Genomic DNA, 13,528 nt, shown 5'->3' on the forward strand with positions numbered 1-13,528 from the left:
TGTATCAGTTCTTTTTCTATGATAAAATGCTATCTTTGTCCTCAAAATAATAGGTAAGATGAAATTTCGTTCACTCTATATCCTTTCTATTGTAGGGCTGCTACTGGTAATTGTGGTGCAGATTGGTGGTATGATGTATGCTTACGACAATACCAAGAAAGAGGCAGAACGCGCACTGAACGAATGTTTTCGTCTGGCTTTTATCGAAACGGTAGACAACGAGATTAATAATTTACCGTTTCCTGACATGACTATCCCTTTTTACTCGTATCTATCCAAAGACAGTATCAGGTCTTTCGAAGATGAGATGTTTTTAAACTATCAGCAGGCAGCTTCCTTTCTCGAAGATGTATATCATGTCGCCATTCCATTAGATGTGATGGCGAGGTTGGTAGAGAAGAAACTGAAATGGAAAAATATAGACCGGACTGTAAATATCCGTCCTGCGACGGACAGAAGCAAGCGTTCGGTATATGTACGGTTCAAGTCTGTTCTTTCGGAAAAAGCCTGGTTGAATGAGAAGAAAGGAGAGGCCATTGAAGCTGTCATGTTTTCTCCTTTTATACCGCTTGTCAAGGATATAGTCTTTTTGTTCCTTCCTACGCTTCTCTTGGTTGTTTTTCTGGTGTACAGTTGGGCCAGGCAAATGGATTCCATACTTAAACAAGGTAATGATATTGAGAAGCAGCGGTCTGCTTTTTATGTGCTGGCAGAGAAGATGAGGTTGCCGATAGGTGAGGTACGTAGTCAGATATCGGAGAGCCGGTGGGCAGATATAGAAGCCTCGGGGCAACATTTGCTGGACATGACAGAACATACGCTTACGGGAGCTAAGCAAAGCGAACGGCAGCGGCAGGTGCGCAAGCAATATTCTTTTAAAGTCTTTTCGATTGTCGGGTTGATTGCCGGCTGTCTGCTGATGGTAGTCTGGTTTGTCTATCTGTACCGTGCTTCTTTCAAAGAAACTGCCTATCAGGTAAATGATTGTTTTGAAGCAGCTTTTTATGACGAGGTCTTGAAACGCCGCCTTTCTTTGCTCTACGAACAGACTGATAGGGATGGAAAGGATGAATGGGAAGAGAGTGTTGAATCGCCTTTTGCAAAGGAGCAAAGGGAATTTCTGGAGAAAGAGCAGTCGAAGTATAAGGTGAACCGCTTTGGAGTGGTACATATGTACAATCCGGTCGATTTGAATTATCGACTACGCTCTGCTTTGATTATGCAGCGCAGCATCAATGAAAGCGGAATGGAACTTCCTCTCTCCGTGCAGTACCTCGATTCTGCTTTTGCTTCCAGGTTGGAAGCCTTGGGAATGACCTATACGAGTGGTATCTGCCAGTACTACGCTCCCTCCGATAGTACAGTGGTGGAAGCAGGATATGCCTCGGCAAAATATCAGGATATTTCTTCCCGGTTTATACCGTTGAAGGAGGACAGCATCCTTTGTATACAAGGTGTGGTGAAGAATCCGTATCGCTACGTCATAAGTTCCGTATGGTATCTGTTTCTGCCTCTTTGGGTGATGTTTTTGGTGGTGTTGGACTGTATTCTCGGCCAGGTGAAAGTTTTGCGTACACAGCGGCATTTGGAGCAATTCCAGAAGGATTTTACTTATGCTATGATACACGACATGAAGTCTCCTCTGAGTTCCATCCTGATGGGAGCTCATATTCTGAATAGCGGCAAATTGTCCGGTAAGCCTGGAAAAGAAGAGAAATACCGGCAGGCGATGATGGAAGAGTGTGAGCATCTGCTTACCCTTTCCAATCGTGTACTGGTACTTACCAAGCTGGATGAGGGACATTTGGAGCTCCATCAGGAAGAGGTGCCTTTGCGGCCTTTACTTGATGATATAATTGCCAAAATTTCTCTGAAAACCAGCAAAAGGGTAGAATTTACGACCGTTTATCATCGTTGTGAAATGGTGTATGCCGATGCCTTCTGTTTGCGTGAAGTGTTGGGCAATCTGCTGGACAATGCCATTAAATATTCCCATGAAGAGGTAAAGATAGATATTATTTGCGAATCGGAGAAAGGCTTCTGCAAGATAAAGGTGTGTGACAACGGATTGGGTATTCCCTTAAAAGACCAGTCTCTTATCTTCAACCGTTTTGAACGTTCTGCAGCAGTCGGGCGAAGTGGAAGGGGCGGTGCTGCAGGTTTTGGTCTGGGCCTGAATTATGTACAGCAGGTGATGCTGGCACATGGCGGCAGGGTAGAAGTGGAAAGTGAAGAGGGGTGCTTCAGTGAATTTACACTCTACTTTCCTATTGAGACTGTATAAATTTACCACACGTGGAAATTCAATCCTTCTGATTTGTCAGTAATATAGGAGCCTCCACCGAATGAGCGTAATTGCCAGAGGATGTAAAGGTCGTCGAAACTCATGACAGCCAGTAATATTCCAAATCGTGTGACATCATAATTGCCACTTGTCATACCATATATAAGGGGCAATATACCCAGTAGCAGGAAGGGCAGCAGGCATGTGGTGCGATATTGCCACATGCGTATCGGCGAAAACAATCTGAACAACAGTTTATGTAGGAATAGATTTACCAGGACAGCTGCCAATATACACATGAAGAATCTGACCAGCGATAGATGGCTGGTTGTTTCTCCATGTATCGACTGAAACAGAATCAGCATTGGTACTGCAAATACTATGGCAGCTATGATGCCGTATTTATTAATCCTCTTGCCCGAAACTACTATCTCTGTCCCTTTTCGGCTTTTTGTTATTGAAATATCTGCTTTCATAGTGTGGATTTTTTGTATTGATGTTGCAAAGGTAGAGTGGGGCACATGCTTCATAAGTTATCGCTACGTTAATATTAGGTTAAGAGGCGTTGTTTTCCTCGTTTATTTTATAGCAATATGACTGTTGCATTCATTCTTTTCCTTATTTTTGCAATATATAATAAACGCATTATGATAAAGTTATTGTTGGTAGAAGACGATGCAAGCTTGAGATATATAGTTCAGGGCGGGTTGGAAGATATGATAGGCGGTTATGAAGTGATTGCTGCCGCCAATGGCGAGGAGGGCTTGAAACAGTGGAAAGAACAACATCCTGATGTGATAGTATCTGATATAGAAATGCCCGTTATGAACGGTTACGAGATGGTGAAGCGTATCCGCGAGACAGATGGGGAAACTCCGATTCTGTTCTCCTCTGCCCTGATATCTCCTAAAGATGTGGTAAAAGGTTATGAAATCGGTGCCAATAACTATATAAAGAAACCGTTCATTCCCGAAGAACTGGATGCACATGTCCACGCCTTATTGAAGCTTTCCAAAGGCGAAAAATCGAAAGACACGAGTCAATGCTACAAGATAGGCAAGGAATATGTGTTGGATGCCACACATGCCACTTTGAAACATGCTTCGGGTGTAAACAAGACTTTGACTGTGCGCGAGACAGGTTTGTTGCAGATGCTTTGTGAGAAGCGGGGAGACGTTATCCGCCGGGAAGCTATCTTGGATAAATTCTGGAATACGGAAGATGATTACTTTGCTTCCCGCAGCCTGGATGTATTTGTGACGAAACTTCGGAAATTTCTTTCGGAAGACGAGTCGGTAACCATTAAAACAGTGAAAGGAGTAGGATTGATACTGATAGAAAATTAATAATGTATCCTTCTATATTGCAATAATTTAGCAGTACATGTACTGTTCTTCTGGTTTATTTTCGTTATTTTTGTATAGCAGTATTATATGAATATAAAGAAGGAGGGTATATGCGTATAAAACGGAAAGTCAGTATCTCTTGTCTTGGTGGCCGTTTGGGAATCTGCCTGCTGTTGGCTTTTGTGCCGCAATTGCTTTTTGCGCAGGAAGACAGTGTACGTTTCATTCGTGACAGTATACAGATACAGCCGGAATTCAATGAATCTCTATTCTCTCCTTTTGAGCTTCCTTCTGAAAACTCTGCCCCTTCTTCCATGTTTCATCCGGAGTACTCCTATTCCCTGCCCGATTTTTCACTGAAAGAGTCTCTTCGTCTGCCTTATCAGACCAATCCTTCCCTGCTATTTCGGGGAGATTACAGTACAAGCGGTGTATTAAGACAGTTTCCTCACGGTATGTTATTCGGTTCCGGTGGGCAGACCAGCGTACCGGGTATCGGACGTTTCAACAATGCTTCCCTGGGATATCAGCATGCCTTTAACCAAAGGCTGACGCTCCAGCTTGGCGTAGATGCCATGAAGATAAATATGATTCATTCCACCGGGCAGGCTTTCAATACTTCGGGAGCTTTGCGGTATCAGGCTTCGGACCGTGTAGCTTTTAAGGTTTTCGGTTCGTATGCCATAGGAAATACTTACGGGATGGATACCCACCGCTACGGTGCCACCATGTCTCTGGATATGTCCGAACGTTTTGGTATGGAAGTTGGAGTACAACGTTATTACGATGCTTATCGCGGTCGTTGGGAGACGGTTCCCGTTGTGATTCCCTATTATAATTTCGACAAGTTTAAATTAAGTCTGGATGTAGGTGGAATCTTGTATGAGATTCTGCGTAACACCGTCTTTGATAATAGAGGAGGCAGTGGCGGAGCGACTATTGCCCCACCACGTTTTCAGATGCCGCCATTGAGATAAGATAAGTATAAATCAGCTTTTTGTAGGGACAATCATCAAACAGTTTACTACTGTTACATAATATTATTGCTAATGTAGAAATACTTTCATGATATTTCGTTTATTTTTTGTTTTGCTGTTCGTTTTTGTGCGGACAGTTGTCCGAAAATGGACATTACTATAAAATAGTTATTCTTTGATAATCAGTGATTTAATTCTTTGGCACGCAGATTGACTATATATAGGCGAAGGCGGTTACGAAACAACAACCTCCTCAGAGAAAGAAGTAATAACAATAAAAAATAACGATTATGAAAGCAACAGTATTTTCAAAAGCAGTGGTAATGATGGCAGTGGTAATGGCAAGTGTAATGAACTTTTCTGCAAGTGCGGCAACTCCTGCCGATTATGTGAAAAACGAGGAGATGACCGGCGAACTGATGACCGCCAAGACTATCTTCCGCAATGAGGACGGACACCTTTTCCGTCACCTCCGCTACACTTACACTTATGACACTGAGAACCGTGTGACGAGCAAGGAAGCTTTCAAGTGGGATAGCGTAAAGGAAGCCTGGGTGCCTTATTTCAAGCTGGATGTTGAATACACTGACAGTGAAGTTGAGTTGAACTATGCCCGTTGGAACAGTAGAACTAATGGTTACGACAGCTATACGCAAACTACCGTTTACGAACTGAATGACAGCAATGCGGCTTTGATGTTGGCAAGTACCAAATAAAGGATAATATATCAAATACAAAAGAGCCAAGTATCGTGAGGTGACACACCTTTGATACTTGGCTCTTTTTCGTTGAGGAAATGTATTATTGTTTCTCTGTTATCAGTCCGACAGCATAATTCAGCACTGTATCTTCATCCTTCATGAAATCTGCTACGGTTTGGGATACTTGATGATGGGGCGGTATGCCTATACCTTCCATGGGGAAACCTTTAGAAGAGACGTCCGGCTGGCGGGTAGGGATACGGAAATAGGTCCGCTGTTTGGTACAGAAAGGACGGGGGCCATTGCCGGTATCCCCTCCGGTAGCTTCGCCGATGAGGGTGACATTTCCGCTTTCCTTCATGTCGAGTGTGAAGCTCTCGGCAGCAGAGAGCGTATATGTGTCGGTCAGCAGATAGATTTTACCCTTATAGGCGTCGGCTTCGGGTTGCATGATGTAGCTCTTGCTGACGCAGTGTGGTTGTGCTTCGCGGATGAAGTACTTGCAGATGTTTACTCCATTCATGCTGTTTCCTCCGCCGTTTCTACGTACGTCTATAATGAGGTATGGTAAATCCTTGACTTTGGGATAGACCGCCTTGAAATCTTCCATGACGGGGTTCATCATGGTTTTGATGGTAAGGTAACCAATGCTGTCTTGTAATATCCTGCTCTCCACAGTTTGTTCTTCGTTATCCGGAAAATAGTCCCTTTGTTTCAAGGGAAGGGTGACGGTCAGAGTATCGCCCCCTCTCAGCAGTGTATAGTTTCTTAGGGTGTCTGCATAACTACGGAACGCATCATAGGCTGTACGGAGCCGTCTGTGGGGGACGGTAGATGCTTCGGTATATTTTTCGTTCTGTTCAATCCATTGTTTATAGGGGAGTCCGTTGATAGCTATAATCCGGTCTTTGTCCTGGAAGCCGTATTCTGTCAGATAGTCACTGGGTTTGTCAACGAACAAGGAATCCTCTATAAAGGCTACGCGCTGATTGGCTGTGTACCTCTTGTAGCAGGTAATGGCGTGGGCGCATTGTAAGGCAGAGATGTATTCCTGCACTATCAGTCCGTAGTCTGTGGTGGTCTGCGCCTGGCGAACGCGGGCGTCACAAGCTTGATACAATGAATCCATATTCAGATGCTTGGCTTGGTATAATGAATAATTCTCCATGACAATCTGGTGTATTTCTTTGAAATCTTCTTCAAACTGCGAGGGGGGTAACGGTAGTTCCGCGATGTAGAAGTTTTCTACATCAATCTGCTTGTCATTATAGAAATAGTTGGCATAAACATACAAACCACACCAAATGGTTGCCAGTACAGCCATTACGATGACTATTACTTTTGAAATTTTTTTCAGAATCTTCATGTTTTATAGAGTTTAGTCGATATTTGCTTTTTCGGCAAAAATAGTAATAATTTTTGTTAATCTTATTTTTCTAACTCCTTATTTGCCAATAATGGTAACATGGAGGTAACTAACTGAGCTTCAAGTGCCTTCTTGTACGATGTCTGGTAGTTGGCTAACTTTGCAGCCGTAAATCAAAACATACTAAGGAGAAGTGATTATGAAGAACTATCAGAAAGTAAATGTGCCCGCAGGCGAGGCACGTGTCGAGTTGCACGATTCATTGAATCTGACTGGTGCAGAAGTATCTATCAGCAATTTGCCGGCTGGTGCAGGAGTACCTTTTGTGCATTCGCACAAGCAAAATGAAGAAATTTATGCCGTCCTCTCCGGACGCGGCACCATGGTGGTTGACGGAGAAACCGTAGAACTGCAGGCGGGTGACTGGCTTCGCGTGGCTCCGGCAGGAGAACGCCAATTGTCGGCTGCGGCAGACAGCGCCATCAGTGTGATTTGTATTCAGGTGAAAGCCGGCTCTCTGGAAGGCTTTACGATGACGGACGGTGTGGTGAAGTAAGAGGAAGTCACACAAGTAAAATTAAGGTGATAGGGGATGGTCTGTGGTGCAGGCTATTCCCTATTGTCATATGATGTGCAGTGATTTATTGACTGCGATTTGTTTTAAGTCAAAATAATCATATATTTTGTACTATACCTAAGAAAACAGACTATGTCAACTGATGCAATAAAACAGAAATTATGATTAAATTGAAGAAAGAGCATTGTTTCTGTCACATAACGAGGACCCAATCAAAGAGCTTAAAACAAAGAATTGAAAACATAATATCATGCCCCAGCATAATGCCATCAAGCTTTTCGAAGCGAAGAAAGTCCGAACCGTTTGGGACGACATAGAAGAAAGATGGTACTTCTCAATAGTAGATGTGGTGACAGTCTGCTGTATGCCTATCCAGTTACGTCTCCGATAGATTGGAAAAGGAAAGATATAAGAGGAAACGTGTTTTCATTTTGTTCTTGTTTTGGGCGCAAAAGTAATAAATATCTCCGTTAACCTAACATTAACGTAACGATAACCTAAAAGCTTTTTACCACCTCCTATCTTTGCAATGTCAAAAGGGAACAACTCCCCCAAAGACAAGAACTTGAAACAAAATGTATAACTTAAAAAATAGAACCATTATGAAGACTTTAGTAATTTCAGCAATCATCGCAATGACCTCTTTAGTAAACGTAGTAAGCGCAGCAGCCGTTAACCGTACAGACAACTTTGCCTATAATACCGAAACCAACGACGGCCGTGTGGAAACACAAACCGTATTCAAAGTGGAGAATCAGAAATTCCTGCACCGCCACCTGAAGTACAATTACATTTACGACAACTCCGGTCGCATCTCCCAAAAAGAAGTGCTGAAATGGAACGAATCCACGCAAAGCTTTGAGAAGCACCACAGTCTTAACTTCTTCTATACGGACGACGTCACTGTGGAATACGCCCTCTGGAACGAGCAAAGCAATGCCTACACCGACATCAAGCAGAAAGCCGTCTATCGGCAGACCGACAGCAGTGTCTTGCGCTACCTCAGCTACGAATGGGACGAAAAGAACAATGACTGGAGCTTGACAGCAGACCATCACATGACGGATGAATCTGTGCAGCTATTGGCAGAGAAATAAGAACAGATTTGAATAAGCTGATTTTCTGTAATTATATAGGCAATGCGTTTTTTTGTTTTCCGGCACCAGGGAAGGCAGAGTTCCCCGGTGTCGGAGAGGGTGTTCCTCGGTGCCGGAGAAATACCCATTTAAAAGGCGTTTGGAGTGGCATTACGCATTGCAACATTGAAACGCCAAAATTGTCAATAAGAAAAAGGATGATACCATGCTTTTCAAACATTAATTTTTGATACTTACCGACTTTTTTTAACCCTATTTCGACTTTTTATTTGTACTTTTGCACCGGATTTCTTAATCAATAGTGCTCGAAATTCGGTTCTCATCTTTTTTATATTCCCTGATGAGGCCGTTTGTAGCGCATTGTGGCAGATGTTGTGCTGTCCGGACTCTTATGGTTCATTATTAGTATTTCCGAGGGAATGAACAGAGGTTAACGGCTTATAGTTAACGGTTAGAGGAAAAAATAATGAACAACAATACATCTATTTTTATTTCATGAACAAACTTATGGTTTATTCTGCTCTGGCTGTCGCTCTGATGGCCGGAGAGCCTTGTCTTGTGCATATATATGCACAAGACAAGGCTGTGCAGGCGATGACACTCACGGCACTTTACAATCTTGCTGACCAACAGAGTCAGAAGGTGAGGGTGAGTGAGGTGGCTTTGCAGGCAGCCAGCGAAGGGGTGGCAGCAGCCAAATCGGCTTTGCTGCCGAGTGTGGATTTGAGCCTTCAGGGCAGTTATACGGGCAATGCCTTCATGCTGTCGCGAGGTTTTTCGACCGATGGAACGACCGATTACATCGTGCCGGGTATGGGAGCTATTCCCGTGGCAAACGGTAAGCAGGACACCCCCCATTGGGGAAATAGCTTCACGGCTCAGGTGTCGCAGGTTGTGTATGCCGGTGGCGCTATCCGTTCGGGCATCCGCATGGCAGAATTGGGCAAGGAGATGGCAGAACTCGATGTGGAGAAGAACCGCCAGGAGGTGCGCTTCTTGTTGACGGGTTACTATCTTGACCTCTACAAGTTAGGCAATCAGATAGAAGTGGTGCGTCAGAATATCGCACTTACGCAGAAGGAGATTGACCAAATGAAAGCCCGCCGTGAGCAGGGTACTGTTTTGCAGAACGACATCACTCGCTATGAATTCCAGTTGCAGAGTCTTGAACTCACACTGACAAAGCTCACCGATGCCTCTACCATCATCAACCATCAACTGGTTACAACGCTTCATTTACCGGAGCAGACGGTTATAGTTCCCGATAAGAATGAGCTCAACACAGAAATAGACGCACTCTCGGCAATCGCCGTTCAAGACACATGGCAGCAGACGGCAACGGACAACAATCTTGGTATCCGCCAGGCAACGGTTGCCACAAATCTTGCAGAGCAGAAGGTGAAGCAGGCAAAGGCGGAGTCATTGCCTTCGGTGGCTGTCGTGGCAGAGAATCATCTCTTTGGTCCTTATACACAAGACCTCATCCCGAAGGATTGCAATGTAAACGTGTGGTTTGTCGGGATAGGCGTAAAGTTCAGCCTTGGCAGTCTTTGGAAGAACAAACACCACATCCGCAAGGCACGTACAGAGCATCGGCAGTCGAGGGAAGCGCTCGCCTTGGCTCGTGAGGGTGTGGAGAATGCTGTACAGGCAAACTACACCAACCTCCTTACGTCCTACACCGAGGTGAAGACACAGCAGAAGCAGGTGGAACTTGCCAATCAGAACTACTCCGTGGTGCAGAACCGTTATCAGAACGACCTTGCACTCCTTACCGACATGGTCGATGCCTCCAACATGAAACTCTCCGCCGAAATGGCACTGGTCAATGCCCGCATCAGCATGCTTTATAATTTCTATACACTCAAATACGTAACAAATACTTTATAATAATGGAAAAGAACAAGATACACATCTATTTATACAATGCGCTCATCGTGCTTTGCCTCTTGGGTGGAGCCGTTTATGTGGTGAGCCAGTTTATGCACTTCGGCGGTGGAGAATTTACCGACAATGCCCGTGTACGCCAGAACGTCGTGCCTCAGAGCAGCCGTGTGCAAGGCTTCATCCGTGAGGTACGGTTCGCGGATTTCCAGCAAGTAAAGAAAGGCGATACGCTTGCCATCATCGAGGATGCCGAATTTCGCTTGCGACTGGCCCAAGCCGAGACCGACCTTATCCGTGCCGAACACGGTTCGCAGGGAACGGCAAGCAGCATCGTTACCACCAAGACAAGCATGACCGTTACCGAAGCCGGCATCGAATCCGCACGTGTACAGATGGAGAATGCCATGCGTGAGGATACTCGTTTCAAGAAGCTCCTCAGTCAGGATGCTGTTACCCGACAACAATATGATAAAGTACATACGGGCTATCTGAGTGCCAAGGCAGCCTACGAGCAGGCGGTTCGTTCACGTCAGATGCAGTCGGCTGTTGTGGCCGAACAGGGGCATCACCTTTCCGTTTCGGAGCAGGGCATCGAACTGGCTCGTCGTGCCGTCGACCTCGCCCGTCTCAACCTCTCCTATTGCTACATCATTGCCACTTGTAACGGTACCGTTGGTACGAAGGATATTCACGTAGGTCAGCTTGTCAATCCGGGCCAGGTACTGGTGAGTATTGTTGACAATGGTGAACGTTGGGTTGAGGCAAACTACAAGGAAAGCCAGTTGCCTCACATCAAGGTGGGTGGTAAGGCTGAGATTACAGCCGATGCCGTTCCCGGTATACAATATACGGGTACGGTGGAACGTATCTCTGATGCTACCGGCAGTGCCTTCTCACTTATTCCCATCGACAATGCCACGGGTAATTTTGTGAAGGTCGAACAGCGCGTCACCGTACGCATCAAGCTCGATGAGAATGCTGATGTTGCCAGGCTCAAGGGCGGTTATAATGTGGAATGTATCGTTGAGGAGTAATGGGACAATTGACTGAATTCTTTATGAAGAGCGCCGGTGGCCCTCCACCCGGCATGGGCTTTTCCATGCCTATGATGAAGGGATGGGTGCCTCGCCGGATACAGCCGTGGCTGTACGTGCTGACCGCCTTTTGCTTCCAGTTCGGCGGTGGCATCTACCTTGGTGCACTGGATGGCATTCGTGGCACCACCGACTTCATGATCGAGGACGTGCTCTTTCTGCTTTATGCCACCCTCGCGGGCATGGCTGTCTATTTTCCTATGCTTTTCCGCATGAAGTTCCGCTTCACCAACAAGCAGTTGCTCTGCGGTTCTGCCATCGTTCTTGCCGTATGCAATGTGCTGACGATGCATTGCCAGTCGATGCCTGTGCTCATGATAGTGTGCTTCATAGCCGGAATGGCTAAGATACAGGGCACGTTCGAGTGCATGAGCAACATCCAGCTTTGGATTACCCCCCGACGCGATTTTGCCGTTTTCTTCCCCGTGCTTCACATCATCCTGCTCACCGCCATCGAGGGTAGCGGATGGCTTGCCGCCTGGTTCGGTCATCATTTCACATGGCAGATGATGCACGTCTTCACCATCGGCACTATGTCGTTCGTATTGCTCACGCAGGCCATCTTCTGCCGTCCGTTTTGTCCCATGCCCCAGCGTCTGTCGCTCAAAGGTATCGACTTTCAGGGAGCATTGCTCATCTGCGGACTGATGCTCGTGGTGTCGTACATTGTGGTGTACGGCGACTATTTCATGTGGTTCGATACCCTCCGCATACGCCTTCTGTTCGGTGCTGCCATTGTGCTTTCCGGCATTGTGCTCTACCGCTTGCGCTACTACCGTTACCCCTACATCGAGCTTGGTCTTTTTACACGTCGCAACGTTGTTCCCATCCTCCTCGTCACCTTCTTTGCCGAACTCGCTTTCGGTGCTGAACACACGATGGAAGAGATACTCTACAGCGAAGTCATCCGGCTGGAGGAGCTGACCAAAGAGTCGCAGTATATGTGGGCACTTCCCGGCATGTACCTCGGTATCCTGCTCGATCTCTATTGGCTGAAAGTCAAGAAGTGGAAGGTGTGGAAACTCTTCGGCATTGCCTTCATCGGTATCGCACTCTATGGCATGCTGATGTACTTCACGCTTGACATAAACGTCAATATCGAGCAGTACCGCTTTGCCATCTTTTTGCGAGGATTTGCGTATGCCATCCTTGCCCCGACATTGATGTGGGCTTTAGACGAATCAGTGCCAAGTCTTGAGCAGTTCTTCATGGGCTTGTTCGTGTTCAACATCCTCCACATGTATCTGGCAGGAGCGGCAGGTTATGGCATTTATACCACTATCTTCTCGCACTTTATGAACGACAACATGATGAGCTACGGACAGCAACTCACTCTCACGCATTTGGATATGGCGCACTTCAACCTCGGCGAATACGTTGGCCGCGACTTCCTGCACTCCATGATGATGGTGGCAATGAAGCAGGTCTATGGCTATGTTATCTGGTTCGCTTTAGGCCTTGCCGCCCTCTTCCTGCTGTGCGATATTCCTGCTGTCCGTACAAATATCCGCAAAGTTCCCCGCTGGCCGGTTTATGCCATCGAGTATCTTGCGAGAAGGAAGTAAAGGCGCCGGCAAAGCAGAAGATTTCATCGGCAGTGATATTACAGCTCTGCGCATCTGTTTCTGGGTAAACAGTGACATCCGTATCACGGCATCCGGCACTACCCGTACCGAGGGACTTGCGCTGAAGGGAGGCCTTCTTTTCTCCAAAAATGACCGGTATTGATTCGGGACAGACGGGCATCATCGTCAATCTGGCCGGTAGTGAGCGTGGAGTGGATGATGGAGAAGGAGGTGGAGGCATTACTGAAGGAGCGTCTCAGTACCCGTGGCTTTACGTTTACCAACATACAGTCGTCCGTGAAACCCAACGATGTGCTGCAAGCTGCCATTGTCTACCGGTGGAAATACGTTACCATTCTTGAAGTTGCAATGACAAGCTCATGAGAACTCATTGGCAACTTGATTCTTTGGGGAAGGTACTGATTGTGTACGCGGGTACTCACAAATAAATCAAGCGGTAAGCCATCTATCTTTTTCTTTGCTAAGATTTATTCGTCCGATACTTGTTGAATTATCGTCCGACAGCTGTTGCAGATTCGTCCGACAACTGTCGGACGATAATTCAACGGCTGTCGGACGAATAAGTTTTAGTAAGCAAGAATTTAAAATGCAGTATTGCAGGAATTGTTGCTTA

14 protein-coding genes are annotated in these 13,528 nt (G+C 46.0%); 12 read left to right on the forward strand and 2 right to left on the reverse strand.

Annotated features, from left to right (window positions below; translation table 11 throughout):
* The first annotated feature begins 58 nt into the window (after window positions 1-58).
* The gene (locus DWZ03_RS08150; protein WP_120129551.1) at window positions 59-2,284 is read left to right on the forward strand and encodes a sensor histidine kinase; all 2,226 of its coding nucleotides are present in this window, start codon (window positions 59-61) and stop codon (window positions 2,282-2,284) included.
* A gap of 2 nt (window positions 2,285-2,286) precedes the next feature.
* Here DWZ03_RS08150 and DWZ03_RS08155 read toward each other — a convergent pair whose 3' ends face one another.
* Window positions 2,287-2,760 carry a metalloprotease family protein gene (locus DWZ03_RS08155; protein WP_229076117.1) on the reverse strand — a complete coding sequence of 158 codons (474 nt, stop codon included), beginning with the start codon at window positions 2,758-2,760 and terminating at the stop codon, window positions 2,287-2,289.
* A 171-nt stretch (window positions 2,761-2,931) separates the two neighbouring features.
* On the opposite strand from DWZ03_RS08155, the gene DWZ03_RS08160 reads away from it, so the two are divergent.
* The 3 genes from DWZ03_RS08160 (at window position 2,932) to DWZ03_RS08170 (ending at window position 5,323) form a co-directional block, all read left to right on the forward strand.
* Window positions 2,932-3,630, forward strand: a complete 699-nt coding sequence (locus DWZ03_RS08160; protein ID WP_009037487.1) for a response regulator transcription factor — start codon at window positions 2,932-2,934, stop codon at window positions 3,628-3,630.
* Window positions 3,631-3,740: 110 nt separating this feature from the next.
* The gene (locus DWZ03_RS08165) at window positions 3,741-4,607 is read left to right on the forward strand and encodes a hypothetical protein (protein WP_120129554.1); all 867 of its coding nucleotides are present in this window, start codon (window positions 3,741-3,743) and stop codon (window positions 4,605-4,607) included.
* Window positions 4,608-4,897: 290 nt separating this feature from the next.
* Entirely contained in the window at window positions 4,898-5,323 is a 426-nt protein-coding gene (locus DWZ03_RS08170) for a DUF3836 domain-containing protein (RefSeq protein WP_120129557.1), read from the forward strand.
* A gap of 85 nt (window positions 5,324-5,408) precedes the next feature.
* On the opposite strand, the gene DWZ03_RS08175 is transcribed toward DWZ03_RS08170, so the two are convergent.
* A complete protein-coding gene (locus tag DWZ03_RS08175) occupies window positions 5,409-6,674 on the reverse strand; it encodes a S41 family peptidase (RefSeq protein ID WP_005833947.1) in 1,266 nt (421 codons plus the stop codon).
* A 199-nt stretch (window positions 6,675-6,873) separates the two neighbouring features.
* Between DWZ03_RS08175 and DWZ03_RS08180 the strand changes: the two genes are divergently transcribed.
* From DWZ03_RS08180 to DWZ03_RS08210, 8 genes are all read left to right on the forward strand, one after another.
* Entirely contained in the window at window positions 6,874-7,230 is a 357-nt protein-coding gene (locus tag DWZ03_RS08180; RefSeq protein ID WP_005824807.1) for a cupin domain-containing protein, read from the forward strand.
* Window positions 7,231-7,501: 271 nt separating this feature from the next.
* Window positions 7,502-7,642 (forward strand): hypothetical protein, encoded by a 141-nt coding sequence (locus DWZ03_RS19990; protein WP_165852974.1) that lies wholly within the window; start codon window positions 7,502-7,504, stop codon window positions 7,640-7,642.
* A 184-nt stretch (window positions 7,643-7,826) separates the two neighbouring features.
* The gene (locus DWZ03_RS08185) at window positions 7,827-8,348 is read left to right on the forward strand and encodes a DUF3836 domain-containing protein (protein WP_005824811.1); all 522 of its coding nucleotides are present in this window, start codon (window positions 7,827-7,829) and stop codon (window positions 8,346-8,348) included.
* A gap of 507 nt (window positions 8,349-8,855) precedes the next feature.
* Complete coding sequence (locus DWZ03_RS08190) at window positions 8,856-10,238, forward strand: TolC family protein (protein ID WP_229122384.1); 1,383 nt, start codon at window positions 8,856-8,858, stop codon at window positions 10,236-10,238.
* Between the two features lie 2 nt (window positions 10,239-10,240).
* Entirely contained in the window at window positions 10,241-11,269 is a 1,029-nt protein-coding gene (locus tag DWZ03_RS08195; protein ID WP_057087304.1) for an HlyD family secretion protein, read from the forward strand.
* Window positions 11,269-12,894 carry a hypothetical protein gene (locus DWZ03_RS08200; protein ID WP_087332803.1) on the forward strand — a complete coding sequence of 542 codons (1,626 nt, stop codon included), beginning with the start codon at window positions 11,269-11,271 and terminating at the stop codon, window positions 12,892-12,894. The genes DWZ03_RS08195 and DWZ03_RS08200 overlap by 1 nt, the downstream gene beginning before the upstream one ends.
* A complete protein-coding gene (locus DWZ03_RS08205) occupies window positions 12,878-13,057 on the forward strand; it encodes a hypothetical protein (RefSeq protein WP_087332804.1) in 180 nt (59 codons plus the stop codon). Before DWZ03_RS08200 ends, DWZ03_RS08205 begins: the two co-directional genes overlap by 17 nt.
* Window positions 13,054-13,278 (forward strand): hypothetical protein, encoded by a 225-nt coding sequence (locus tag DWZ03_RS08210; protein WP_229078195.1) that lies wholly within the window; start codon window positions 13,054-13,056, stop codon window positions 13,276-13,278. Before DWZ03_RS08205 ends, DWZ03_RS08210 begins: the two co-directional genes overlap by 4 nt.
* Window positions 13,279-13,528: the final 250 nt, after the last annotated feature.

Source organism: Bacteroides sp. AF29-11, assembly GCF_003602895.1.
In the GTDB taxonomy this organism is placed as follows: Bacteria; Bacteroidota; Bacteroidia; order Bacteroidales; family Bacteroidaceae; genus Bacteroides; species Bacteroides uniformis.

Excerpts from the sequence above, each read along its gene's own strand:
- DWZ03_RS08150 (WP_120129551.1), top strand. The coding sequence starts at position 59 with ATGAAATTTCGTTCACTCTATATCCTTTCTATTGTAGGGCTGCTACTG.
- DWZ03_RS08155 (WP_229076117.1), bottom strand. The coding sequence starts at position 2,760 with ATGAAAGCAGATATTTCAATAACAAAAAGCCGAAAAGGGACAGAGATA.
- DWZ03_RS08160 (WP_009037487.1), top strand. The coding sequence starts at position 2,932 with ATGATAAAGTTATTGTTGGTAGAAGACGATGCAAGCTTGAGATATATA.
- DWZ03_RS08165 (WP_120129554.1), top strand. The coding sequence starts at position 3,741 with ATGCGTATAAAACGGAAAGTCAGTATCTCTTGTCTTGGTGGCCGTTTG.
- DWZ03_RS08170 (WP_120129557.1), top strand. The coding sequence starts at position 4,898 with ATGAAAGCAACAGTATTTTCAAAAGCAGTGGTAATGATGGCAGTGGTA.
- DWZ03_RS08175 (WP_005833947.1), bottom strand. The coding sequence starts at position 6,674 with ATGAAGATTCTGAAAAAAATTTCAAAAGTAATAGTCATCGTAATGGCT.
- DWZ03_RS08180 (WP_005824807.1), top strand. The coding sequence starts at position 6,874 with ATGAAGAACTATCAGAAAGTAAATGTGCCCGCAGGCGAGGCACGTGTC.
- DWZ03_RS19990 (WP_165852974.1), top strand. The coding sequence starts at position 7,502 with ATGCCCCAGCATAATGCCATCAAGCTTTTCGAAGCGAAGAAAGTCCGA.
- DWZ03_RS08185 (WP_005824811.1), top strand. The coding sequence starts at position 7,827 with ATGTATAACTTAAAAAATAGAACCATTATGAAGACTTTAGTAATTTCA.
- DWZ03_RS08190 (WP_229122384.1), top strand. The coding sequence starts at position 8,856 with ATGGTTTATTCTGCTCTGGCTGTCGCTCTGATGGCCGGAGAGCCTTGT.
- DWZ03_RS08195 (WP_057087304.1), top strand. The coding sequence starts at position 10,241 with ATGGAAAAGAACAAGATACACATCTATTTATACAATGCGCTCATCGTG.
- DWZ03_RS08200 (WP_087332803.1), top strand. The coding sequence starts at position 11,269 with ATGGGACAATTGACTGAATTCTTTATGAAGAGCGCCGGTGGCCCTCCA.